This is a genomic window from Pantoea sp. ARC270, from assembly GCF_003236725.1.
Taxonomy (GTDB): domain Bacteria; phylum Pseudomonadota; class Gammaproteobacteria; order Enterobacterales; family Enterobacteriaceae; genus Pantoea; species Pantoea anthophila.
Genome location: NZ_PUGA01000010.1, coordinates 50152 through 73505 on the forward strand (window position 1 = coordinate 50152; position 23354 = coordinate 73505).

Sequence of the window (23354 nt, forward strand, 5' to 3'; positions counted from 1 at the left end):
TGAAGAAAATTTGTCCAGCTGCCGATATCACCTTATCTCCCTCGCTGAGCTTAAGGAGTGATAGCGTGATAAAGCTGATTACCATTGATGAACTGCGCCCGGGGATGTTTATCCACAAGCTGGAAGTCTGGTGGATCAAAGACCAGCGCATTCGTAATGAGATGCTGATCGCCGATCCACGACAAATCGCCCTGTTACGCAGTGAAGGGATCCGCCAGCTCTGGATCGATCTCGATCGTTCAGTGCAGGCCCCGATCGCCACCGTGGTCGCGAAAAAAACCATTAGTCGCACCCCCTTTTTTCAGGAACTCGATCAGGCCCAGCAGATCTTCCAGCAGGGCAAACCGAAAGTCCTGGCGATGTTCAACGAAGCGCGGCTGGGTAACGGCCTGAAGCTCGACTATATGATGAATCTGGTGGATGAAATCGCCGGATCGATCACGCGTGAACCTTCCGCCATGCTGAGCGTGGCGCGGCTGAAGAATCATGATGACTATACCTACCTGCACTCCATGGCGGTCTGCGGGCTGATGATTGCGCTGGGTAAAACACTCGGGCTGAACGACCAGCAGCTGCGGCGGGTGGGCATGGGCGGTTTACTGCATGATGTCGGTAAAGCGGCCGTGCCGCTGGCGATCCTCAACAAAGCCGGCAAGCTGACTGACGAAGAGTTCAGGGTGATGCGCGAGCATCCGGTGGTTGGCACGCAGATGCTGATAGAAGCTGACGCCGATGACGATCTGCTGGATATCGCCCTGCATCATCATGAGAAATATGATGGCAGCGGCTACCCGCACGGCCTGAAAGGGGAGGCGATTTCGCTCTATGCCCGCATGGCGGCGGTGTGTGACGTCTATGATGCCGTGACCTCAACCCGTGCCTATCGCAACGGCTGGACGCCTGCTGAGGCGATGCATCAGATGCTGAGCTGGCGCGGCCATTTTGACCCCGGCCTGCTGCACACCTTTGTGCGCACCATCGGCATCTATCCGGTGGGATCGCTGGTGCGTCTCGCCTCCGGCCGGGTGGCACTGGTGGTCAGAGCGGGTGAAAAGTCGCTGATGCGTCCCTGTGTGCATGTGTTCTGGTCGCTGCACGCCCAGCGCGAAGTCAAACCGGAGGAGCTCGACCTTGGCGACAGTTTCTGCACTGACAGCATTGTCGGCGCAGAGGACAGTACGCTGTGGGGTAATGTCGATCTTAATCGTATCTGGGCGCTGGAAGTCGCCTGATATTTCGCCATTTTTACACTATTTTTACGCCCGCCCGCTGCATTTTAACCCCTTCTTTATACGCCTCCGCGCAAGCTATGCCCTAAATCCAAACCTCTGGAGGTTCCTGTGAGCGTGGGCGTAATAACCGGCATTCTGCTGGTGGTGTTGTTACTGGGCTATCTGATCTATGCCCTGTTAAATGCGGAGGCCTTCTGATGGCGGCCAATGCTTTCTTACTTATCGCCGTTTATCTGCTGCTGCTGATGGTGCTGGCGCAGCCGCTCGGCCGGGGTCTGGCGTCGTTAGTGGCGGATAAGCCGGCGTTTGCCCGCCTTGAAGCGCCGCTGTGGCGACTGCTGGGGGCGCAGCAATCTGACATGCGCTGGCCGCACTATCTGCTGGCGATTCTGCTGTTTAATGCGCTGGGTTTTGTCGTGCTGCTGGCGATTCTGCTGATGCAGGGGGCGCTGCCGCTCAATCCACAGCAGCTGCCTGGCCTGAGCTGGCATCTGGCGCTCAACACCGCCATCAGCTTTGTCACCAACACTAACTGGCAGTCCTACAGCGGTGAGAGCACCCTGAGCTATTTCAGTCAGATGGTGGGCCTGACGGTGCAGAACTTCCTCTCTGCCGCGACCGGCATTGCGGTGGCATTTGCCCTGATCCGTGGCTTCGCGAATCGCAGCATCGCCACGCTGGGCAACGCCTGGCGCGACCTGACGCGCATCACGCTCTACGTCTTACTGCCCATCAGCCTGCTGATGGCGCTGTTCTTTGTCAGTCAGGGCAGCATTCAGAACGTCCTGCCTTATCACAACCTCTCCACGCTGGAAGGCGCGCAGCAGACGCTGTCGATGGGGCCGGTGGCGTCGCAGGAGGCGATCAAAATGCTGGGCACCAACGGTGGCGGCTTCTTTAACGCCAACTCCGCCCATCCGTTTGAAAACCCGAATGTGCTCACCAACTTCGTGCAGATGCTGAGCATCTTCCTGATCCCGGCGGCGCTCTGCTTCGCGTTTGGCGAAAGCGTGCGTGACCGTCGTCAGGGCCACATGCTGCTGTGGGCGATGACGCTGATGTTTGTAGCGGCGGTGGCGGTGGTGATGTGGGCCGAACTGCAGGGCAACCCGCACTTCCTCCAGCTGGGGGCTGACAGCGCCGTCAATATGGAAGGCAAAGAGACGCGCTTTGGCATTCTTAACAGCAGCCTGTTCGCTGTGATCACGACGGCAGCCTCGTGCGGTGCGGTCAATGCCATGCACGACTCCTTTACCGCGCTGGGCGGGATGGTGCCGATGTGGCTGATGCAGCTGGGCGAAGTGGTGTTCGGCGGTGTCGGAGCCGGCCTCTATGGCATGCTGCTGTTTGTGCTGCTGGCGGTGTTTATCGCCGGGCTGATGATTGGCCGCACGCCGGAGTTTCTGGGTAAAAAAGTCGATGTCTGGGAGATGAAAATGACCGCCCTGGCGATTCTGGTCACCCCGGCGCTGGTGCTGATCGGCACCGCTCTGGCGATGATGACCGACGCCGGACGCAGCGCTATGGCAAACCCGGGCATTCACGGCTTCAGCGAAGTGCTTTACGCCGTCTCATCCGCGGCCAACAACAACGGCAGTGCCTTTGCCGGACTCAGCGCCAACACGCCGTTCTGGAACCTGTTACTGGCCGTCTGCATGCTGCTGGGCCGCTTCGGCATCATCATTCCGGTGATGGCGATTGCCGGTGCGATGGCGGCGAAAAAAGTGCAGCCGGTGGGCAATGGCACGCTGCCTACCCACGGCCCGCTGTTTATCGCACTGCTGATCGGTACGGTGCTGCTGGTCGGCGCACTGACCTTTATTCCTGCTCTGGCGCTGGGCCCGGTGGCTGAGCATCTGCAACTTGTTCAGGGACAATCCTCATGAGTCGTCAACAACAGGCGTTATTTGACGCAGCGCTGCTGCGCACCTCAGCCTGGGATGCGGTGAAAAAGCTCGATCCCCGGGTGCAGTTCCGTAACCCGGTGATGTTTGTGGTCTACCTCGGCAGCATCCTGACCTCGCTGCTGGCGCTGGCGATGCTGGCGGGCCGGATCGACGGCAGCGCCAGTTTTACCGGAGCGATTGCGCTCTGGCTCTGGTTTACCGTGCTGTTCGCCAATCTGGCGGAGGCGCTGGCAGAGGGGCGCAGTAAGGCCCAGGCGAGCAGCCTGAAAGGGGTGAAAAAGACCAGCTTTGCCAAAAAACTGTCAGCGGCGCGCTATGGCGCAGAATGGCAGCAGGTGGCCGCCGATCAGCTGCGCAAAGGCGACGCGGTGCTGGTGGAAGCGGGCGACATCATTCCCTGCGACGGTGAAGTGCTGGAGGGCGGGGCCTCGGTGGATGAGAGCGCCATTACCGGCGAGTCCGCCCCGGTGATCCGCGAGTCGGGCGGGGACTTTGCCTCCGTGACCGGCGGGACCCGTATTCTCTCTGACTGGCTGGTGATCACCTGCAGCGCCAACCCGGGTGAAACCTTCCTCGACCGGATGATCGCCATGGTGGAAGGTGCGAAGCGTCGCAAAACGCCAAACGAGATTGCCCTGACCATCCTGCTGGTTTCGCTGACTATCGTCTTCCTGCTGGCGACCGTGACGCTCTGGCCTTTCTCGGCCTGGGGCGGAACGCCGGTCAGCGTTACGGTGCTGGTGGCGCTGCTGGTCTGTCTGATCCCGACCACGATTGGTGGCCTGCTGTCAGCGATTGGGGTGGCGGGGATGAGCCGGATGCTGGGCGCTAACGTCATCGCCACCAGCGGCCGTGCCGTCGAGGCCGCAGGCGATGTGGATGTGCTGATGCTGGATAAAACCGGCACCATCACCCTGGGTAACCGTCAGGCGACGCAGTTCCTGCCCGCGCCGGGGGTCAGCGAAGAGCAGCTGGCCGACGCGGCGCAGCTGGCGTCGCTGGCCGATGAGACGCCGGAGGGCCGCAGCATCGTGGTGCTGGCTAAACAGCAGTTTAATCTGCGTGAACGCGATCTCAGCAGCATGGGGGCCACCTTTATTCCCTTCTCGGCGCAGACCCGCATGAGCGGCGTCAACGTGCAGGACCGGCTGATCCGTAAAGGGGCGGTGGATGCGGTGCGTCGCCACATCGAAGCCAGTCATGGCCGTTTCCCGGCCGAGGTGAATGCCCAGGTCGAAGAGGTGGCGCGCACCGGGGGCACCCCGCTGGTCGTCGCCGAGGGCGCAAACGTGCTGGGCGTGGTGGCGCTGAAGGATATCGTAAAAGGCGGCATCAAAGAGCGCTTTGCCGAGCTGCGCAAGATGGGCATCAAAACCGTGATGATCACCGGCGATAACCCGCTGACGGCGGCAGCGATTGCGGCGGAAGCGGGCGTGGATGATTTTCTCTCTGAGGCGACGCCGGAAGCGAAGCTGGCGCTGATCCGCCAGTATCAGGCGGAAGGGCGTCTGGTCGCGATGACCGGCGACGGCACCAACGATGCGCCTGCGCTGGCACAGGCCGATGTGGCGGTGGCGATGAACTCCGGTACGCAGGCGGCGAAAGAGGCGGGCAACATGGTCGACCTCGACTCGAACCCGACCAAGCTGCTGGAAGTGGTGCACATCGGTAAACAGATGCTGATGACGCGCGGTTCGCTGACCACCTTCAGTATCGCCAACGACGTGGCGAAATATTTTGCGATCATCCCGGCGGCGTTTGCGGCGACCTATCCGCAGCTCAACATGCTCAACGTCATGCAGCTGCACTCGCCCGCCAGCGCAATCCTCTCAGCGGTGATCTTCAACGCTCTGGTGATTGTCTTTCTGATCCCGCTGGCCCTGAAAGGCGTCAGCTACCGGCCACTGAGTGCCGCTGCGCTGCTGCGCCGCAACCTGCTGATTTATGGGCTGGGCGGCCTGCTGGTGCCGTTTGTCGGCATCAAAGCTATCGATCTGCTGTTAGTGTTATCAGGCATGGCCTGAGGAGCAAAAAATGAGTCAGTTACGTCCGGCAATTTTACTGTTGTTACTGCTTACCCTGGTCACCGGCGTGGTTTATCCTTTCCTCACGACCAGCCTGGCGCAGTGGCTGTTTCCGGCGCAGGCGAATGGATCGCTGCTGGAGGAGGATGGCGTGGTGCGTGGATCCGCGCTGATTGGTCAGAACTTCACGCAGCCCGGTTATTTCTGGGGCCGCCCTTCAGCCACCAGCGACAAACCCGATAATCCGCTGGCCTCAGGGGGCAGCAATCTGGCAGCCAGTAACCCGGCGCTGGACAAAGCCGTCGCGGAGCGCGTCGCGGCGCTGCGGGCCGCCAATCCGCAGGCACCTGCCGCAGTGCCGGTTGAGCTGGTCACCACCTCAGCCAGCGGGCTGGACCCGGATATCTCAACTGACGCCGCGTTATGGCAGGCACCGCGCATCGCCGCCAGCCGGAAGCTGCCGCTGGCGCAGGTCGAGGCGCTGATCGACCAGCAGACGCACCGTCCGCTGATGCCATTCCTCGGCTCGCCGACGGTCAATGTGCTGCAGCTCAATATGGCGCTCAACGATCTGTAAGGGTGTTTCTGTTATGCCATTAAGGAAGCTATGAATCACGAACCCCAGCGTCCCGATCCCGACGCGCTGCTACAGGCTAACCGCGAAACCCATCGCGGGCAGCTGAAAATCTACTTTGGTGCCTGTGCCGGTGTGGGCAAAACCTACGCCATGCTGCAGGAGGCGCAGCGGCTGCGCGCGCAGGGTCTGGATGTGCTGATCGGCGTGGTGGAGACCCATGAACGGCCGGAAACCGCGCAGCTGCTGACGGGATTACCCCTGTTGCCGCGTCGTGCGACCGGTCGCTCGCGTCATGCGGAGTTCGATCTCGATGCGGCACTGGCTCGCCATCCGGCGGTGATCCTGATGGATGAGCTGGCGCACACCAACGTGCAGGGCTCGCGCCATCCCAAGCGCTGGCAGGACATCGAAGAGCTGCTTGAAGCGGGCATCGACGTGCTGACCACCGTCAACGTGCAGCATCTTGAGAGCCTCAACGATGTGGTCGGGGGCGTCACCGGCATTCAGGTGCGCGAAACCGTGCCCGATCCCTTTTTCGACAGCGCCGATGAGGTGGTGCTGGTCGATCTGCCGCCCGACGATCTGCGTCAGCGGCTGAAAGAGGGCAAGGTCTACATCGGTGACCGGGCAGAGCGCGCTATCGAAAACTTTTTCCGCAAAGGTAACCTGTTCGCGCTGCGTGAGCTGGCCCTGCGCCGCACCGCCGATCGGGTGGATGACCAGATGCGCGCCTGGCGCGATCAGCAGGGGCGGGATCGCGTCTGGCACACCCGCGACGCCATTCTGCTCTGCATCGGCGACGACAGCGGCAGTGAGAAGCTGGTGCGCACGGCCGCCCGGCTGGCGGCGCGTCTTGGCAGTGAATGGCATGCGGTCTATGTTGAAACGCCCCGTCTTCACCGGCTGCCGGAAGGACGGCGGCGGGCGATTCTGCGCACGCTGCAGCTGGCGCAGGAGCTGGGGGCGGAAACCGCCACCCTCTCCGAGCCGGATGAAGCCGAAGCGGTGCTGGGCTACGCGCGCGAACATAATCTGGGCAAAATCGTCACCGGCCGCCGTCCGCTGCGGCGCTGGCGGCGTGACAGTTTTGCCGAGCGGCTCGGCCAGCTGGGGCCGGATCTCGACCTGCTGGTGGTGGCGCTGGATGAACCGCTGAAGGATGCGCCGCATCCGCTGCCGGATGGCCGCCCGACCAGCGATAAATGGCGGATTCAGCTGCGTGGCGTGATGATGGCGCTGGTGCTCTGCATCGCCGTTACCGCCGCCGGGCAGTCGGTGCTGATCAACTTCGATCCCGCCAACTGCGTGATGATCTACCTGCTGGCGGTGGTGATCGTGGCGCTGCGCTACGGGCGCTGGCCGTCGGTGATCGCCACGGTGATGAATATCGTCGCCTTCGACCTCTTCTTTGTGGCCCCCACCGGCACGGTGGCGGTCTCCGACCTGCAATATCTGGTCACCTTTGGTGTGATGCTGGCGGTCGGGGTCATCGTCGGCAATCTCACGGCGGGCGTCCGCTATCAGGCGCGGGTGGCACGCTACCGCGAACAGCGTGCGCGACAGCTCTATGAGATGGCGAAATCGCTGGGCAGCGCCTTAACGCCGCAGGATATCGCGGCGACCAGCCAGCGGGTGCTGGATGCCACCCTGCAGGCGCGCTGCCTGCTGCTGCTGCCGGATGAGCAGGGCGAACTGCAGCCGGTCGGTGAGGCGTTACCGGCCAGCGAACCGGACCGCGCTATCGCGAAGTGGAGCTACAGCAAAGGCCAGCCGGCGGGGGCGGGCACCGATACGTTACCGGCGGTGCCTTATCAGATCCTGCCGCTGAAAAGCGGCGGGCACTGCCGGGGCCTGCTGGTGGTGGAGCCGCAGAATCTGCGTCAGCTGATGATCCCTGAACAGCAGCGGCTGGTGGAAACCTTCACGGTGCTGATTGCTAACGCGCTGGAGCGGATGGCGCTGTCGCACAGCGAGGCGGCATCGCGGCTCTCGGCGGAGCGGGAACAGCTGCGTAATGCGCTGCTGTCCGCCCTGTCACACGATCTGCGCACCCCGCTGACCGTGCTGTTTGGTCAGGCGGAAATGCTGATGCTCGACCTGGCCAGCGACAACTCAAAATATGTGCCGCAGGCCAGCCAGATCCGCGAGCAGACGCTGAGTACCATCCGGCTGGTCAGCAATATGCTGGATATGGCGCGCATTCAGTCGGGCGGCCTCAATCTGCGTGAAGAGTGGCTGGCGCTGGAGGAGGTGATTGGCGGGGCGCTGAGCAGCATGGCGCCGTCGCTGAAAGGGCATGAGGTGCAGCTCGACCTGCCGGACGATATCGTGCTGATCAAAGGCGACAGCACACTGCTGGAGCGGGTCTTCACTAACCTGATTGAAAACAGCCTGAAGTATGCCGGTAACTGTGCGCCGCGCGGCATCCGGGCGTGGCGTGCCGCAAACCGGCTGGAGATCTCGGTCTGGGATGGCGGGCCGGGCATCGCTGAAGGGGACTTAAGCCGGATATTCGATAAGTTTTCGCGCGGTGATAAGGAGTCTGCCGTACCGGGCGTCGGGCTGGGGCTGGCGATATGTAAAACCATCATTGAGAGCCACGGCGGCCAGATCTGGGCGGAGAATCGGACCGAAGGCGGCGCGGCCTTTCGTCTCTCGCTTCCCCTGCCGCCGGTTCCGGAAATTTCTGACGACGAGCTGAAATAACTTCACAGTGAATCGGTTATACTCCCGGACCTGTCTGATTACGTGTGGGATTGTATGGAACGTTTTACCGAAAACCTGATGTATGCATCGCGCTGGTTGCTGGCCCCGGTTTACATTGGACTTTCGCTGGGATTGCTGGCGCTGACGATTAAATTTTTCCAGGAAATAGTCCACCTGCTGCCCAACATTTTCAGCATTGCGGAAAACGATCTGATCCTGCTGCTGCTGTCGCTGGTCGATATGACGCTGGTTGGCGGTCTGCTGGTGATGGTGATGCTGTCAGGCTATGAGAACTTTATCTCGAAGCTCGATATCGACGAAGACAAAGAGAAGCTGAGCTGGCTGGGCAAGATGGACTCCGGCTCACTGAAGAACAAAGTGGCCGCCTCTATTGTCGCCATCTCTTCAATTCACCTGCTGCGGGTGTTTATGGAAGCGCGCAACGTCGATAATGATAAGCTGATGTGGTACGTGATTATCCACCTGACCTTCGTGCTCTCCGCCTTTGTCATGGGCTGGCTCGATAAGCTGTCACGCTACGATAAAAAGTAACGCATTCCCCTTCCGGCGCGCCGCTGATGCGGGCGCCTGCTCTGCCTCCTCCTCCCGCGTCTCCCTGCCCAAATCCGCTAGCTGTCTCCGCCGTTACACCGCCCTGTCTGAGCGGGCCGGTTGTGAGGCCGGACGGGTGCCGGTCAGCTGCGGCATCACCTCTTTGATCATGGCAAAGAAGTGTTGCAGCCTGGCCGGGTAGTAACTCGCCCACGGATAGGTCAGCCACACCGGCAGCGGCGGGGCCTGCCACGCGGGCATCAGCTGAATCAGTTTGCCCTCCGCCAGATCCTCCTGCACCGCCCACGATGAGACAATCGCCGCCCCCATGCCGGCCAGTGCCGCTTTACGCACGGCGTAAAGGCTGTCGCTGCTCAGCCGCGGCATAATCGGCAGGTTCAGCGGCTGGCCGTCATCTATTTTCTGCAACGCCACTTCATTACGGTAGAAGCTGGTGAGCGCCAGCCACGGCAGATCGCCCAGCTGTTCCACCCGCTCAATCGGCGGAAACTGGTCCAGCAGGCGCGGCGCCGCCACCACGAAACGCGGCACTTCTGCCAGCAGAACCGCCACGACCGACGGATCGCTGGGCGCGCCGACCTGAATGGCACAGTCCACATTCTCCGCGATGAAGTCGGGTGTGCGGTCATTCAGCATCCACTCTATATTGAGTCGGGGAAATCGGTGCAGATAGTCCACCAGGGGATCGATCAGCTGATCCTGACCAAAGGCGTGCGGGGCGCGAACCCGCAGCGTGCCGATGGGATCGTCACTGGCCCCGGTCAGCTCATCTTCCAGCGCATGCCACGTGGCCAGCAGCTGGCGCGCCTGGGCGTAGCAGCGTTCGCCATCATCGGTGAGCTTCAGCGCATGGGTCGTGCGCAGAATGAGCTTCAGCCCGAGCCGCTGCTCCAGGATTTGCAGCCGCCGGCTGACGGTAGGCTGGGTGGTGCCGAGCTGTGCCGCAGCGGCGGAGAGGCTGCCGCTCTCAACAATACGGATAAAAGTCTGCATCAGTTCGATGCGGTCGCTGCCACTGGAATAATTCATACGCTCCACGCATAACGGTTTTGCCTGACGTCAGTCTACCGCGTATAACCGCAATGCGCTTAAATAGCGGCACGAAATGATGAGGATGACACCATGTCAGCAATAGAAAACCCAACCCGAAACGAACCGCTCTCCGCTCCGCTGGTCTTCACCCTGGCCGCCGGGGCCGGGCTCAGCGTGGCGTCGATTTACTACAGTCAGCCGATGCTGGATATCATCAGTAAACAGTTCAGTGCGGGCATCGGCGCGGTCGGCATGGTGCCGATGCTGACGCAGGCGGGCTATGCGCTGGGCATCCTGCTGCTGGCCCCGCTGGGCGATCGCCATGACCGGCGCACGATTATCTTTATCAAGGGCCTGCTGCTGGTCGCCGCACTGCTGCTGTGTGGCTTTTCCGCGGGGCTCAGCGCGCTGCTGATCGCCAGCTTTGTGACCGGCCTGACCGCCACCGTGGCGCAGGATATTGTCCCGGCGTCGGCGGCGCTGGCTCCGGAACGCAGCCGGGGTAAAACGGTCGGCACGGTGATGACCGGCCTGCTGGTGGGGATTCTGCTGTCGCGGGTCGTCAGTGGCGTGGTGGCGGAGTATTTCGGCTGGCGCACTATGTATCTGATTGCGGCGCTGTCGGTGCTGCTGATTACGCTGACGCTCAGGCGGGTGCTGCCACGCTTTACGCCGGGCACCACCGTAAGCTATCCGCGCCTGTTGCTGTCGCTGGTGCATCTGTGGCGTCACCACCAGACGCTGCGCCGTGCCGCTCTGGCTCAGGGACTGCTGTCGGTAGGCTTCAGCGCCTTCTGGTCGACGCTGGCGTTAATGCTCAGCGATCGCTTTCATCTGGACAGCGCCGTGGCCGGGGCCTTTGGCTTAGCCGGGGCGGCGGGGGCGATGGCGGCCCCGCTGGCGGGCAGCTTTGCCGATCGCATCGGCCCGGCGCGGGTCACCCAGGCCGGTGCCGCCCTGGTGACGCTCTCTTTTGCGCTGATGTTCCTGCTGCCCGTGCTGCCTGTCCCGGCGCAGCTGGCGCTGATTGTTATCTGTACCATTGGCTTTGATCTGGGCGTGCAGGCCACGCTGGTCGCGCACCAGACGCTGGTCTATGGCCTGGCACCTGAAGCACGCAGTCGCCTCAATGCGCTGCTGTTCACCGTGGTGTTTATCGGTATGGCCAGCGGGGCGGCACTGGGCAGCCTGGCGCTGGCGCACTGGGGCTGGAATGGGGTGGTTGCGCTCTCTACCTTAGCCGGGGCGGCCGCGCTGGCGGTGCGCTTCGCCAGTCGCCACCTGAAAAACTGATCGTCTCGCCCTTCAAAAAATGTGCCAGGCTTATTGATAAACCCGAAATAAGCTGGAGCATTATGAACTTTTTAGCCTGGACAGCAGCGACGGGCGGCCTTCTGCTGCTGATGTCGCTGGCTTCCGGTTGGATTCACCGGGGGCCAGTCACCTCATTTGGTCTGTTTCTTATCGCGGGCATACTGTGCGGCCCGTGGGCGTTTGATGTGGTCCACATCGATATCGTCACCCATTCCGAAGCCGTGGCCCACATTACCGAAATCACCATGGCCGCCTCGCTGTTTATCACCGGACTCAAGCTGCGTCTGCCGTTACAGAATAACTGCTGGCACACCGGGCTGAAACTCGCCTTTCCCGCCATGCTGCTGACCGTGGCGGCAATGACCCTGCTGGCCCATTTCCTGGTGGGATTAGACTGGCCGGTTGCGCTGGCGTTTGGTGCCATTGTCGCGCCGACAGATCCGGTGCTGGCCAGCCTCATCTCGGTAAACGATGCGCAGGATGATGACTCGTTGCGGGTGGCAATCTCCAGCGAAGCGGGCATGAACGACGGCTCCGCGCTGCCGCTGCTGGTGCTGGCGCTGCTGCTGTTCAATGGCGAGAGCCTGAGCGGCGGGATGCTGGCTCACTGGGGCGCGGTCGAGGTGATCTGGGCGATTGGCGCCGGGCTGCTTATCGGCTTTGTCATGGGGCAGATGATCGGTGTGCTGACGACCCGGCTGCGCAATGCCAACGGCGATGTGGCCCCCAATGATTTCCTCGCACTGGCGCTGATCGCGCTGAGTTATTCGCTGGTGGAGTGGCTGGGCGCCTCCGGCTTCCTGGCCGCCTTTGCCGCCGGACTGGGGCTACGCCGTGCCGAGCTGGGGGTGTTTCGCCGTCATCAGCCGGAGGATCTCTCTGATGATGAACGGGTTCTCCCCTCTGAGGCGCTGGTCAATCCCAATAAGCGGCTGGCGCACCAGGGCAATAACAATATGGTGAAGTCGATTGGGTTTGTAGTAGGCGACGCCCTCTCTTTTGGCGATACTATTGAACGTCTGCTGGCGGCTGGCATGATGGTGGTGCTGGGCGTGACGCTGGCACAGCACTGGAATATCTACGGTGTGCTGCTGGGCCTGGTGCTGTTTGTGGTGGTGCGTCCGCTGGCCGTCTGGCTGGTCACGCTGCGCGCCGGGCTGCCGCTGGGTCAGCGTCTGCTGATTGGCTGGCTGGGCATCCGCGGAATCGGCAGCCTGAACTATATTGCCTATGCCTGGACGCACGGCATGGAAGGCCCGCAGATGGAAATCATGACGAATATGGCGTTAACGCTGGTGGTCTGTAGCGTGGTTGTCCACGGCACCACCGTGTCGCCGCTGCTGAACTGGCGTCAGAAGCGCATCGAAGCCCTTCAGCGCAAAGTTTAATCCGAACAAACAGGAGTGAAGAATGAAAGTAACCCAGATTATCCTGCTGAGCCTGCTCGCCTCCGGCAGCGCGCTGGCGGCGGACGACGCTGACACCGAACAGAATGTCTACGCCAGTCAGCTGTGTCACATCGTCAGCAGTGAAAAAAAGGTCGCCAGCGCGGATCAATATGTGGAGCAGATGAAATCTGACGTGGCGCGCAGTAAATCCTCATCGGCGATGAATCAGCCCGAATTTGATGAAGAATCGGCGCGGGAAGTTGCCAGTGCCTGGCTGCAGCTGGGTGACGATGAACGCGCCAAACTACGCGTTAACGAACAGCAGTGTGAGCAGGCTGTGATGGCGCAGTTCCAGCAGGAAGATTAACCGGGCCGCACGGTATAAAACGCGCCTGCGGGGCGCGTTTTTTTATGGCTTTTCACCCGGCATTGCGTACATAATCGCCAGCGTCTGGCACCAGACTTGCATCTGTTGATTCTTTTGCAGCACACCGCAACGGTCTGCTCTCTTACTGGCATCACTTAACAGGCACTATGATTACGCGTCGACGCTTTATTCTCGGCACGGGAGCGCTTGGGCTCTCCATGACCACCGGCAAATTATTTGCCCGCGATGACATTATTCCCCTCTGGCCGGACGACCCGCCCGGCGGCGGTGGCCCGTCGGGCCAGCTGCACATTAACAGCACCGGTTCGTGGTCCAATATCGTCAGCCCGGCGATCCAGCGTTTCAAACCGGAAAATCCCAACGGCGAAGCGGTGCTGATCGCCGCAGGCGGCGGCTATCGCTGGATCGGCATGGGGCGCGAAGCCTGGCCGGTGGCGCGCTGGCTGAACGCCAATGGCTACACCGCCTACGTGCTCAGCTACCGGCTGCCGCATGAGAAGTGGCAGGCGGGGCGGCTGGCTCCGCTGCAGGATGCGCAGCGTGCTATCCGGCTGGTGCGATCTTTTGAGCGTAAGGTGCATGTGCTGGGCTTCTCGGCCGGTGGCCATCTGCTGGGGCTGGCGGCGGCGCGCCCGGACTTTGAATCCTATCCGGCCATCGACCCGCTGGATGAAGTGGTGCCCGCCGTCGACAGCGTGGGCCTGATCTATCCGGTCATTACGCTGGAAGCGCCCTATCAGCACACCAGCACGCATCTGATGATGGTCGGCAAAAATGCCACCCCACAGGATGAGGCAAACTGGTCAGTGCAGAACTTTGTGACCCGGCGCTACCCGCCAACCTTCCTGGCGCAGGCGGAAGACGATCACACCTCCAACCCGTTTAACACCGAGCTGATGCGCGACACCTGTCGGCGTAATCGTGTGCCGGTTGAGCTGATTCAGATCAGCAAAGGCGGGCATGGATTTGGTCTGGGCAAAGCGGGAACGCCGGCGGCGTTGTGGGATCAGGCCTATGTGCGCTGGCTGGATCGCGTGAGCTGAGTTGCACAGGCGCGGTGCGTAGCTGCACTTCCCGGACAGGCTGTGACCTGACTCCGGGCCAAAAACAGGCGACCAGAGTCGCCTGTTCTGTTTCTGGCTTCGGGCACAGATTAACGCATGGTCACAAACTCTTCCGCTGCGGTCGGGTGGATCGCCACGGTGTTGTCGAAGTCTTTCTTCGTCGCACCCATTTTCAGCGCCACGGCGAAGCCCTGCAGCATCTCATCCATGCCGAATCCGATACCGTGAATCCCGACAATCTTCTCATCGGCACCCACACAGACCAGCTTCATGCGGCAAGGCTGGCGATGCTGCGTCACGGCGGTGTACATCGCCGTAAACGACGATTTGTAGACCTTCACCTGATCGTCGCCATACTGTTCACGCGCCTGCGGCTCTGTCAGACCGACGGTGCCAATCGGCGGATGGCTGAACACCACGGTCGGGACATTGCTGTAGTCGAGATGCTCGTCCGGCTTGTTGTTAAACAGACGCTCAGAGAGGCGACGGCCCGCAGCCACCGCCACCGGGGTCAGTTCAACCGCACCAGTGTTATCACCCACGGCGTAAACGCCTGACACATTGGTGTTCTGGAACTTATCGACGCGGATGTAGCCTTTCTCATCCAGCGCCACGCCCGCGGCCTGAATATTGAGATTGTCCGTTTCAGGCTCACGACCAATCGCCCAGACCAGGCAGTCCACGGTGTAGTCGCTGCCGTTTTCCAGCTGCAGCGTCAGGCTGCCATCTTCGTTTTTAATCACGGCTTTCGGAACGGCTTCGGTATGCAGCATCGGCCCTTCGCTGTTCATCACTTCTACCAGCGTCTCGCTGAGCAGGGGATCAAAGCTGCGCAGCGGCGCGTGTTTACGCACGAACAGATGGGTTTCCGATCCCAGCGCGTTCACCACACCGGCCAGCTCCACCGCGATGTAGCCCGCACCGATCACCGCGGTGCGCTTTGGCAGGGCGTCCAGCTCGAAGAAGCCATCAGAATCAATACCGTACTCCGCACCCGGAATCGAAGGGTGAACCGGGCGACCGCCCGTGGCGATCAGAATATGGCTGGCTGTGATAATCTCGCCGTTGACTTCCACGCTGTGCGCATCGACAAACCGGGCAAAGCCTTTGATCACTTCGACTTTGTTTTTACCCAGCACGTTGTCATAGGAGTTGTGGATACGATCGATATAGGCGCTGCGGTTTTTGACCAGCGTGGCCCAGTCGAAGCGATTCACGGTGGTATCGAAGCCATAATCCGGCCCGTACAGATGGATAGCTTCGGCGATTTGCGCGGCGTGCCACATGATTTTCTTCGGCACACAACCTACGTTCACGCAGGTGCCGCCCAGCTCTTTGGCTTCAATCAGGGCACATTTCTGGCCATACATGGCCGCACGGTTAATTGAAGCGATGCCGCCGCTGCCGCCGCCAATGGCGAGATAGTCGAAATGTCGGGTCATTGAAGTATCCATCCGGTTGCATAAAAATTTGGGGTTGAGTGTAACGCTGTCGGTCGAAATGACGCAAAGATTGCGCCTATGATTGTAATAGGGTTCTGTTTTTTCATCGCTTTCAGGGAAGCATACCATGCACCTTACTTTTCTCGGCACCGGCGGCGGTGCGCCCAGCCTGCAACGCAACGTCACCGCCATCGCCTTCACCCGCGCACTGAGCGGGGAAACCTGGCTGTTCGACTGCGGCGAGGGCACGCAGTTACAGTTTATGCGCTCCAGCCTGAAACCGGGCAAGCTGGATAAGATTTTTATCACCCATCTGCATGGCGACCATATTTTTGGTCTGCCGGGGCTGCTCACCAGCCGCTCAATGGCCGGGTTAACCACCCCGATGACGGTCTATGGCCCGAAAGGCTTAAAGACCTTTGTTGAAACGGCGCTGGCGATCAGCGGCTCCTACACCGACTATCCGCTGAGCATTGTTGAGATTGAGGCGGACTGGATGCTGGATGATGGCGAGTTCCGGATCAGTGCCTGGCCGCTGAACCACCCGGTTGCGTGTTTTGGTTATCGCATTGAGCAGCACGACAAACCCGGCCTGCTCGATGCCGCGCGGCTGAAAGCGGAAGGGGTTCCGCGTGGGCCATGGTTTCAGCAGCTGAAACAGGGGGAATGCGTGACGCTGGAAGATGGGCGGGTGGTCAATGGCGCGGATTATCTCGGCCCGTCGACGCCGGGCAAAAAGCTGGCCATCTTTGGCGATACGGCGCCGACCGATGTCGCGTTGCAGCTGGCGGCGGATGTTGACCTGATGGTGCATGAAACCACGCTGGAGGCGGCGATGGAGGAGAAAGCCAACGGACGCGGACACTCCACTACCCTGCAGGCGGCCGACGTGGCGAAGCGCGCCGGGGCAAAACGGCTGATCGCCACTCATTTCAGCTCCCGCTATCTGGCAAAGGATATGAGCCGCCTGCTGGCCGAGTGCCAGACGATTTTCCCCCGCACCGAGCTGGCGAGCGACCTGGCGGTCTTCACCGTCTAGTGTTGCAGCGCGGGATAGGTAAACAGCAGCAGATGGGTAAGGTTCAGGGCAAAGTGCAGGAGGGTCGCCAGCCATAAGCGGCCGCTCCAGTGCCACGCCAGACCGTACAATCCTCCCGCCAGGGTGGCAAAAATCACCAGCAGCACGCCGCCGGGGGCGTGCGCCAGTCCGAACAGCAGCGCGCTGAGCAGCAGCGCGGGCATCCCCCCCAGCGCCTCTCTCAGCCGCTGTTGCAGATAACCCCGGAACAGCGCCTCTTCGGCCAGCGAAACGAAGAAGAGATTCGCCAGCACAAACGCCCCCAGCCACGGCGGAAAGTGAGGCTCAATTGCCAGGCCGCCCGGCAGCACGGCGCTACCGAGCAGCAGCGGAACCGCGGCGAATAACGCCAGCGCACTGAGCCAGCGAAAGCGCGGCGGATGGCCCGGGGCGCGGAAGAGGGTGGGCAGTGCGGCCAGCAGCACAAACGGAACCAGGGCTTTATCGAAGTTAAAGGAAAAACTAAAAGGAACGCTCTGCGCGCCAGCACGCACCTCATCAACCTGGCGGGGATTATCAAAGCCGGGGAACAGATGGAGAAATAACCCCACGGCAATCACTACCAGCAGGGCTTCGCTGAGGATGTGCTGCCGCGAAGGGGCCGGATGCCAGAGACGCAGCGCGGCCAGCACCCCGGTGCCGGCCAGCAGCGGCAGCACCGGCCACGTCAGAACATGCTGATAGAACCCCACTCCGACGGCGAACGCTAACAGCAGGAGAGCCAGCCGTCGGGCGGGTTGCAGCGCGGCCAGCGCACCGGCCAGCAGGAGCCACATCAGGCCGGACGCACTTATTCAGGTACGATCTGGTTCACGACCGCGTGGCCGGTTCCGGCGGGCACCAGCTTCTGATGCAGCCACGGCAGCAGGGTTTCCATCTGTTGCGCCAGCTTCCACGGCGGGTTAATCACGATCATGCCGGAAGCGGTCATGCCGCGCTGATCGCTGTCAGGACGGGTCGCCAGTTCAATCTGCAGGATATTGCGGATACCGGTGGCTTCCAGATCGCGCAGCATGTGTTTGATCTGCTGACGTAACACCACCGGATACCACAGCGCAAAAACACCGGTGCTGAAACGCTTATGGCCTTCCTGAATGCCTTTCACCACCGCCTGATAATCGCTTTTCATCTCGTATGGCGGGTCGATCAGCACCAGACCACGACGCGACAGCGGGGGCAGCTTCGCTTTCAGCTGCTGATAGCCGTCGGCACGATCGACGCGTGCGCGCTTATCTTTGCTGAACTCGTTACGCAGCAGCGGGTAGTCGCTGGAGTGCAGTTCCGTAAGCTGCAGTTTGTCATCTTCACGCAGCAGGTGACGGGCAATCAGCGGCGAGCCGGGATAGTAGCGCAGCGTGCCACTGCGGTTCAGCGCAGCAATCGCATCAAAGTAGGGTTGCAGCAGTTCAGGCGCATCGGGCTGCTGCCAGATGCGGGAGATGCCTTCCAGATATTCGCCGGTGCGCTCGGCGTGTTCACCGCTGAGCTGATAGCGGCCCGCGCCTGCGTGAGTATCCAGGTAGAAGAACGGTTTCTCTTTCTCTTTCAGCGCCGTAATGATCAGACTCAGCACGGTGTGCTTCAGTACGTCGGCGTGGTTGCCAGCATGGAAGCTATGGCGATAACTCAGCATTGTTTATCCTGTTGAATGTATAAGGTTTTAATCGATGGGAAATCAATTTGTACCAATTATTACCTCACGTATTACCCACAGAACGACGCACAGCACCCGACGCAGGAAAAGCATGAGAATCCGCGATTATATCAGGGATGGGCGGGCGATGTGCCAGAAGCGTGACAACAAATCGGGGCGCGCGATCCGGCGGTTTCTTCCTCACCTCATCCTGCCTGCCATTGATTTTCGCTACACTAAGCCGCATGTTATTGAGATTGCGTTGCGCGACCCGCTGCGCCCCATACATCCATAAAGGACTGCGCTATGACCAATCCGCTACTGACATCTTTTACGCTTCCCCCTTTTTCTGCCATCCAGCCTGAACATGTGGTGCCTGCTGTGACTGAAGTGCTCAGTCAGTGTCGCGCAGAAGTTGAAAAAGTCGTGGCGCACGGCGCGCCTTACACCTGGGATAACCTGGTTCAGCCGCTGGCTGAAACGGATGACCGCCTGAGCCGTATCTTCTCGCCGGTCAGCCATCTCAATGCCGTGAAGAACAGCCCGGAGCTGCGCGAAGCCTATGAGCAGACGCTGCCGCTGCTGTCGGAGTACAGCACCTGGGTGGGTCAGCATGAGGGACTGTATCAGGCGTATCGCGATCTGAAAGAGGGCGATCAGTACGCGACCCTGGATCTGGCGCAGAAGAAAGCGGTAGATAACGCCCTGCGCGATTTTGAGCTTTCCGGTATCGGTCTGCCGAAAGAGAAGCAGCAGCGCTATGGCGAAATCGCCGCGCGCCTCTCCGAGCTGGGCTCGGCGTACAGCAACAATGTGCTGGATGCCACCATGGGCTGGAGCAAACTGATCACCGACGAAAGTGAGCTGGCCGGTATGCCAGAAAGTGCGCTGGCGGCGGCGAAAGCGCAGGCCGAAGCCAAAGAGCAGGAGGGCTGGCTGCTGACGCTGGATATCCCAAGCTATCTGCCGGTGATGACTTACTGCGACAACGCGGCGCTGCGTGAAGAGATGTATCGCGCCTATGCGACACGCGCCTCCGATCAGGGGCCAAACGCCGGGAAATGGGATAACGGCCCGATCATGGCGGAAGAGCTGGCGCTGCGTCACGAGCTGGCACAGCTGCTGGGCTTTGACTCTTACGCCGACAAATCGCTGGCGACCAAAATGGCCCAGAGCCCGTCTCAGGTGATCGACTTCCTGAATGACCTGGCCGAACGCGCCCGTCCGCAGGGGGAAAAAGAGCTGGAGCAGCTGCGCGCCTTCGCGAAAAAAGAGCATGGCGTTGAAGAGCTGAACCCGTGGGATCTCACCTATTACGGGGAAAAGCAGAAGCAGCATCTCTATACCATCAGCGATGAGCAGCTGCGCCCTTACTTCCCTGAAGCGCGTGCGGTCGCTGGCCTGTTTGAAGTGGTCAAACGCATCTACGGCATCAGTGCGAAGCAGCGTAACGACGTTGAGGTCTATCATCCTGACGTGAAGTTCTACGATCTGTTCGATGAAACCGGCGAACTGCGCGGCAGCTTCTATCTCGACCTCTATGCCCGCGAACACAAACGTGGCGGCGCCTGGATGGATGACTGCGTGGGTCAGATGCGTAAAGCCGATGGCACCCTGCAGAAGCCGGTCGCCTATCTGACCTGTAACTTTAACCGTCCGGTGAAGGGGAAACCTGCGCTCTTCACCCATGACGAAGTGATTACCCTGTTCCATGAGTTCGGTCACGGTCTGCACCACATGCTGACCCGCATCGAAGCGCCTGGCGTGTCCGGTATCAGCGGTGTGCCATGGGATGCGGTCGAACTGCCAAGCCAGTTTATGGAAAACTGGTGCTGGGAGCCGGATGCGCTGGCATTTATCTCCGGACACTATGAGACCGGCGAACCGCTGCCGAAAGCCCTGCTGGATAAAATGCTGGCGGCGAAGAACTATCAGGCCGCGCTGTTTATCCTGCGTCAGCTGGAGTTCGGCCTGTTCGATTTCCGTCTGCATACCGAATTCAACCCGGAAAAAGGCGCGCAGATTCTGGAAACCCTGCGCGAAGTGAAAAGCCGCGTGGCGGTGGTGCCTGGTCCGGAATGGGGCCGTTTCCCGCACGCCTTCAGCCACATCTTTGCGGGCGGCTATGCGGCAGGTTACTACAGCTATCTGTGGGCGGACGTGCTGGCGGCGGATGCCTATTCCCGTTTTGAAGAGGAGGGGATCTTCAACCGCGAAACCGGCCAGTCGTTCCTGGATAACATCCTGACGCGCGGCGGTTCGGAAGAGCCGATGGAGCTGTTTAAGCGCTTCCGTGGCCGTGAGCCGCAGCTCGATGCGATGCTGGAACATTACGGCATTCAGGGATAAGTCGGTTCGTGAAAATCTGTTTGCTCGATGAATCAGGCGCCGGAGACGGCGCCTTGTCACGTTTAGCGCAGCGCTGGCAGCTGGAGCAGGATGACACCGCGCTGCTGGCGCTGGTGCAGACCGCGACCCACCTTGAACTGCGTAAGCGGGATGAGCCAAAGCTGGGCGGTATTTTTGTTGATTTCGTCACCGGCGCCATGGCCCATCGCCGTCGTTTCGGCGGAGGACGCGGTGAAGCCGTCGCCAAAGCGGTCGGCATCAAAGGCAGTTATCTGCCGGATGTGGTCGATGCGACCGCCGGTCTGGGACGCGATGCGTTTGTGCTGGCGGCGCTGGGCTGCCGGGTACGGATGCTGGAGCGCCATCCGGTGGTGGCAGCACTGCTGGAAGATGGTCTGCAGCGTGGCTATCAGGATGCGGAAATCGGTCCCTGGCTGCGCGAGCGGCTGACGCTGATTCATGCGGCCAGTGCCCAGGCACTGGGTGATATTACGCCACCGCCTGACGTCGTGTATCTCGATCCGATGTATCCCCATCGCCAGAAAAGTGCGCTGGTGAAAAAGGAGATGCGGGTCTTTCAGTCGCTGGTGGGGCCGGATGAGGATGCGGATGCGTTACTGGAACCTGCCCGCCGGCTGGCCAGAAAACGCATTGTGGTGAAACGGCCAGACTATGCGCCGCCGCTGGCGGATGTGGTGACGCAGGCCGCCGTAGTGACTAAAAGTCATCGCTTTGATATTTATCCCCCGCTCAGCGAATAACGCATGTCAGCGCGAGTGGCGATGCCGTTGCTGTTTAAAAAGCATGCCTGATAAGATTTCAGGCATGCTATAGCCTCTCCTGTTTGCGTTATTCTACAAACAGGATGAAAGGAGATCAGGCCGATATAGTCGCCAGAAAGCCGGAAAAGGCGGTCAGAAAGCTTTTGGCCACGTTCAGGCCCAGGGCTCTGAAGGTCAGACTCACTCGCGCTCCGAATCCGGTGCTTTCTTTCAGCGACGTCAGGGCGCTGTCCAGTAAGCCCGAAACGTCCGTCAGTGCGCTGTTCACGTCACCCAGAAATTCAGGCAGACCGGCACCGCTTACCGCCGCAATTTCTTTCTCGTTAATTTCTCTCATTGTTAATGTCCTTATTGATTGAATAGATCAGTTTATTTTTTTCCTGCTCTCTCTGATGCAAACAGATCAGAGAGCAGGCGAAAGATAGCGAATGGAAAAAAGGTTGCCCATAGTAAAATTGTGATAAACAGCGCGCTGCATGTAATAAAACGATTCGCATTAGCGAATCAATAATTCATTAATGTAACGCCGGTTTTAATATGATGTTCAGATAAGCGAAATGAAGCGGATAAATGCGGGGGGCCGGGCAGAACCTGAAAGAGACGACAGAGAAAAGCCGGCTGACGCCGGCTTTCAGAAAAGGATTTATTCGTCGTCGGCATCGCGCAGCGGCACAATCAGCATATCGATATGCACCGTGTTAATCAGCTGACGGGCCGAAGACATCAGCTTGCTCCAGAAATCCTGATGATGACCGCAGACCACCAGATCAACGTCATACTTCTTAATGGCATCGACCAGAACCTGACCCAGGTCGCCGCTGCCGCTCAGGGTTTCACTGATCGGATAACCGGCTGCCTCTGATAACCCTTTCAGGGCAGTGTGCGTCTCTTCCGAGATACGCTTCTGCATATCCCCCAGGTTAACGTCGATCAGACCGGTGTAAAGGTCGGAGTAGTTCACGTCGACGTGAATCAGGGAAATGCGGGCATCGTACGGGCGAGCCAGCGAAACGGCCTTATCCACCAGTAACTGACTTTCGGGGGAAAGGTCTACTGCAATCAGGATATGTTTATAAGCCATGATAAAACTCCTTTCGCGAGATTAAGGATGGCATCCGGTGTTCCTGCCGCGTCACAGCTGAGCGAAATCCCTTGCGCGAGCGGGCGATGAGCGCCACCAAAGTGTCTGCCTGCGTTGCAGGTGATGTAGTTATGCCCTGAGTATAGTCTTCTCTCACCGTAAATGCTGTGGTTGCCGTCTGGCTTGTGAATAAGATCAAGGCTGTGCCGGATTTACTCGCGCCGAACGAAAATCATCGTTGGAAAAAACGTAAAGATTTCTCCTACACTGAAAAAAGGCGGTCCGATTCGCAGCCGCTCAGGGGGTCGAAAACTTTCGCAGTCCGGTGATTCAGTGGCTGGTGATGACGGCAGGTTTGCTCAGGGATTTATCGCTGGGTCAGCGACTGCGCCGCCAGTCGGGAGGGGGAGAATATGATCAGCACGGTTGCGCTTTTCTGGGCGCTTTGTGTGGTATGCATCGTGAATATGGCGCGCTATTTTTCATCTCTGCGCGCACTGCTGGCGGTATTACGGGGGTGCGATCCACTGCTCTATCAGTATGTCGACGGCGCGGGCTTTTTTACCTCTCACGGTCAGCCGAGCAAGCAGGTGAGGCTGGTGACCTATATCTGGGCTAAGCGCTATCTCGACCATCATGACGATGAATTTATCCGGCGCTGCGAGCGGGTGCGGGGGCAGTTTATTCTGACCAGCGCGCTGTGCGGACTGGTCATTATCAGCCTGGTGGCGCTGGCGATCTGGCATTAAAAAAGGGCGACCGGAGTCGCCCTTTTTAGCTGGCA

The 23354-nt window shown here is 60.2% G+C and carries 22 protein-coding genes; 16 read left to right on the plus strand and 6 right to left on the minus strand.

Annotated features, from left to right (window positions below):
* The first annotated feature begins 65 nt into the window (after window positions 1–65).
* The 7 genes from CKF42_RS06755 (at window position 66) to CKF42_RS06785 (ending at window position 8998) form a co-directional block, all read left to right on the plus strand.
* A complete protein-coding gene (locus tag CKF42_RS06755; RefSeq protein ID WP_111207836.1) occupies window positions 66–1232 on the plus strand; it encodes an HD-GYP domain-containing protein in 1167 nt (388 codons plus the stop codon).
* 108 nt (window positions 1233–1340) lie between these two features.
* A complete protein-coding gene (kdpF, locus tag CKF42_RS06760) occupies window positions 1341–1430 on the plus strand; it encodes a K(+)-transporting ATPase subunit F (RefSeq protein WP_009087918.1) in 90 nt (29 codons plus the stop codon).
* Window positions 1430–3118: a potassium-transporting ATPase subunit KdpA gene (kdpA, locus tag CKF42_RS06765; protein ID WP_111207837.1), complete on the plus strand. Its 1689-nt coding sequence runs from the start codon at window positions 1430–1432 to the stop codon at window positions 3116–3118. Before kdpF ends, kdpA begins: the two co-directional genes overlap by 1 nt.
* Window positions 3115–5163 carry a potassium-transporting ATPase subunit KdpB gene (gene kdpB, locus CKF42_RS06770; RefSeq protein WP_058956927.1) on the plus strand — a complete coding sequence of 683 codons (2049 nt, stop codon included), beginning with the start codon at window positions 3115–3117 and terminating at the stop codon, window positions 5161–5163. The genes kdpA and kdpB overlap by 4 nt, the downstream gene beginning before the upstream one ends.
* Window positions 5164–5173: 10 nt before the next feature.
* The gene (gene kdpC / locus CKF42_RS06775; protein ID WP_046100786.1) at window positions 5174–5740 is read left to right on the plus strand and encodes a potassium-transporting ATPase subunit KdpC; all 567 of its coding nucleotides are present in this window, start codon (window positions 5174–5176) and stop codon (window positions 5738–5740) included.
* 30 nt (window positions 5741–5770) lie between these two features.
* Window positions 5771–8446, plus strand: a complete 2676-nt coding sequence (kdpD, locus tag CKF42_RS06780) for a two-component system sensor histidine kinase KdpD (RefSeq protein WP_111207838.1) — start codon at window positions 5771–5773, stop codon at window positions 8444–8446.
* Window positions 8447–8500: 54 nt separating this feature from the next.
* Window positions 8501–8998, plus strand: a complete 498-nt coding sequence (locus CKF42_RS06785; protein ID WP_009087908.1) for a TIGR00645 family protein — start codon at window positions 8501–8503, stop codon at window positions 8996–8998.
* Between the two features lie 93 nt (window positions 8999–9091).
* Here the strand turns inward: CKF42_RS06785 and CKF42_RS06790 are convergent, their stop codons facing one another.
* Window positions 9092–10048, minus strand: coding sequence for a LysR family transcriptional regulator (locus CKF42_RS06790; RefSeq protein ID WP_111207839.1), 957 nt, complete (start codon window positions 10046–10048; stop codon window positions 9092–9094).
* Between the two features lie 93 nt (window positions 10049–10141).
* Here CKF42_RS06790 and CKF42_RS06795 point away from each other — a divergent pair, with 93 nt between their 5' ends.
* From CKF42_RS06795 to CKF42_RS06810, 4 genes are all read left to right on the plus strand, one after another.
* Complete coding sequence (locus tag CKF42_RS06795; RefSeq protein WP_009087904.1) at window positions 10142–11344, plus strand: MFS transporter; 1203 nt, start codon at window positions 10142–10144, stop codon at window positions 11342–11344.
* Window positions 11345–11406: 62 nt separating this feature from the next.
* A complete protein-coding gene (locus CKF42_RS06800) occupies window positions 11407–12753 on the plus strand; it encodes a sodium:proton antiporter (protein WP_009087902.1) in 1347 nt (448 codons plus the stop codon).
* A 22-nt stretch (window positions 12754–12775) separates the two neighbouring features.
* The gene (locus CKF42_RS06805; RefSeq protein ID WP_009087900.1) at window positions 12776–13120 is read left to right on the plus strand and encodes a hypothetical protein; all 345 of its coding nucleotides are present in this window, start codon (window positions 12776–12778) and stop codon (window positions 13118–13120) included.
* Between the two features lie 167 nt (window positions 13121–13287).
* Window positions 13288–14184 (plus strand): alpha/beta hydrolase, encoded by an 897-nt coding sequence (locus CKF42_RS06810; protein WP_111207840.1) that lies wholly within the window; start codon window positions 13288–13290, stop codon window positions 14182–14184.
* A 110-nt stretch (window positions 14185–14294) separates the two neighbouring features.
* Here CKF42_RS06810 and gorA read toward each other — a convergent pair whose 3' ends face one another.
* Window positions 14295–15647 (minus strand): glutathione-disulfide reductase, encoded by a 1353-nt coding sequence (gene gorA, locus CKF42_RS06815; RefSeq protein ID WP_009087879.1) that lies wholly within the window; start codon window positions 15645–15647, stop codon window positions 14295–14297.
* Between the two features lie 127 nt (window positions 15648–15774).
* On the opposite strand from gorA, the gene rnz reads away from it, so the two are divergent.
* Entirely contained in the window at window positions 15775–16686 is a 912-nt protein-coding gene (gene rnz, locus CKF42_RS06820) for a ribonuclease Z (protein ID WP_111207841.1), read from the plus strand.
* Here rnz and CKF42_RS06825 read toward each other — a convergent pair.
* Together CKF42_RS06825 and CKF42_RS06830 are read right to left on the minus strand one after the other, a co-directional pair.
* Window positions 16683–17501 (minus strand): CPBP family intramembrane glutamic endopeptidase, encoded by an 819-nt coding sequence (locus tag CKF42_RS06825; RefSeq protein WP_111207842.1) that lies wholly within the window; start codon window positions 17499–17501, stop codon window positions 16683–16685. The two genes, rnz and CKF42_RS06825, sit on opposite strands and share 4 nt — an antisense overlap.
* A 14-nt stretch (window positions 17502–17515) precedes the next feature.
* On the minus strand, window positions 17516–18358 hold the full coding sequence (locus tag CKF42_RS06830) for a 23S rRNA (adenine(2030)-N(6))-methyltransferase RlmJ (protein ID WP_009087873.1): 843 nt from the start codon (window positions 18356–18358) through the stop codon (window positions 17516–17518).
* Between the two features lie 112 nt (window positions 18359–18470).
* Between CKF42_RS06830 and CKF42_RS06835 the strand changes: the two genes are divergently transcribed.
* Genes CKF42_RS06835 through rsmJ form a run of 3 tightly spaced genes read left to right on the plus strand, consistent with a single transcriptional unit; the run spans window position 18471 to window position 21468 of the window.
* A complete protein-coding gene (locus CKF42_RS06835) occupies window positions 18471–18653 on the plus strand; it encodes a hypothetical protein (RefSeq protein ID WP_058956941.1) in 183 nt (60 codons plus the stop codon).
* An 11-nt stretch (window positions 18654–18664) separates the two neighbouring features.
* On the plus strand, window positions 18665–20707 hold the full coding sequence (gene prlC, locus CKF42_RS06840) for an oligopeptidase A (protein WP_111207843.1): 2043 nt from the start codon (window positions 18665–18667) through the stop codon (window positions 20705–20707).
* A gap of 8 nt (window positions 20708–20715) precedes the next feature.
* A complete protein-coding gene (rsmJ, locus tag CKF42_RS06845) occupies window positions 20716–21468 on the plus strand; it encodes a 16S rRNA (guanine(1516)-N(2))-methyltransferase RsmJ (protein WP_111207844.1) in 753 nt (250 codons plus the stop codon).
* Between the two features lie 115 nt (window positions 21469–21583).
* Here the strand turns inward: rsmJ and CKF42_RS06850 are convergent, their stop codons facing one another.
* Together CKF42_RS06850 and uspA are read right to left on the minus strand one after the other, a co-directional pair.
* Window positions 21584–21826, minus strand: a complete 243-nt coding sequence (locus CKF42_RS06850; protein WP_111207845.1) for a hypothetical protein — start codon at window positions 21824–21826, stop codon at window positions 21584–21586.
* Window positions 21827–22132: 306 nt separating this feature from the next.
* Window positions 22133–22570, minus strand: a complete 438-nt coding sequence (gene uspA / locus CKF42_RS06855) for a universal stress protein UspA (protein ID WP_009087866.1) — start codon at window positions 22568–22570, stop codon at window positions 22133–22135.
* Between the two features lie 413 nt (window positions 22571–22983).
* Between uspA and uspB the strand changes: the two genes are divergently transcribed.
* The gene (uspB, locus tag CKF42_RS06860) at window positions 22984–23319 is read left to right on the plus strand and encodes a universal stress protein UspB (protein WP_009087864.1); all 336 of its coding nucleotides are present in this window, start codon (window positions 22984–22986) and stop codon (window positions 23317–23319) included.
* Window positions 23320–23354 lie beyond the last annotated feature (35 nt).

Coding starts and splice junctions, on each gene's coding strand:
- kdpA (WP_111207837.1), top strand. CDS start 1,430: ATGGCGGCCAATGCTTTCTTACTTATCGCCGTTTATCTGCTGCTGCTG.
- kdpB (WP_058956927.1), top strand. CDS start 3,115: ATGAGTCGTCAACAACAGGCGTTATTTGACGCAGCGCTGCTGCGCACC.
- kdpC (WP_046100786.1), top strand. CDS start 5,174: ATGAGTCAGTTACGTCCGGCAATTTTACTGTTGTTACTGCTTACCCTG.
- kdpD (WP_111207838.1), top strand. CDS start 5,771: ATGAATCACGAACCCCAGCGTCCCGATCCCGACGCGCTGCTACAGGCT.
- CKF42_RS06785 (WP_009087908.1), top strand. CDS start 8,501: ATGGAACGTTTTACCGAAAACCTGATGTATGCATCGCGCTGGTTGCTG.
- CKF42_RS06790 (WP_111207839.1), bottom strand. CDS start 10,048: ATGAATTATTCCAGTGGCAGCGACCGCATCGAACTGATGCAGACTTTT.
- CKF42_RS06795 (WP_009087904.1), top strand. CDS start 10,142: ATGTCAGCAATAGAAAACCCAACCCGAAACGAACCGCTCTCCGCTCCG.
- CKF42_RS06800 (WP_009087902.1), top strand. CDS start 11,407: ATGAACTTTTTAGCCTGGACAGCAGCGACGGGCGGCCTTCTGCTGCTG.
- CKF42_RS06805 (WP_009087900.1), top strand. CDS start 12,776: ATGAAAGTAACCCAGATTATCCTGCTGAGCCTGCTCGCCTCCGGCAGC.
- CKF42_RS06810 (WP_111207840.1), top strand. CDS start 13,288: ATGATTACGCGTCGACGCTTTATTCTCGGCACGGGAGCGCTTGGGCTC.
- gorA (WP_009087879.1), bottom strand. CDS start 15,647: ATGACCCGACATTTCGACTATCTCGCCATTGGCGGCGGCAGCGGCGGC.
- rnz (WP_111207841.1), top strand. CDS start 15,775: ATGCACCTTACTTTTCTCGGCACCGGCGGCGGTGCGCCCAGCCTGCAA.
- CKF42_RS06825 (WP_111207842.1), bottom strand. CDS start 17,501: ATGTGGCTCCTGCTGGCCGGTGCGCTGGCCGCGCTGCAACCCGCCCGA.
- CKF42_RS06830 (WP_009087873.1), bottom strand. CDS start 18,358: ATGCTGAGTTATCGCCATAGCTTCCATGCTGGCAACCACGCCGACGTA.
- CKF42_RS06835 (WP_058956941.1), top strand. CDS start 18,471: ATGAGAATCCGCGATTATATCAGGGATGGGCGGGCGATGTGCCAGAAG.
- prlC (WP_111207843.1), top strand. CDS start 18,665: ATGACCAATCCGCTACTGACATCTTTTACGCTTCCCCCTTTTTCTGCC.
- CKF42_RS06850 (WP_111207845.1), bottom strand. CDS start 21,826: ATGAGAGAAATTAACGAGAAAGAAATTGCGGCGGTAAGCGGTGCCGGT.
- uspA (WP_009087866.1), bottom strand. CDS start 22,570: ATGGCTTATAAACATATCCTGATTGCAGTAGACCTTTCCCCCGAAAGT.
- uspB (WP_009087864.1), top strand. CDS start 22,984: ATGATCAGCACGGTTGCGCTTTTCTGGGCGCTTTGTGTGGTATGCATC.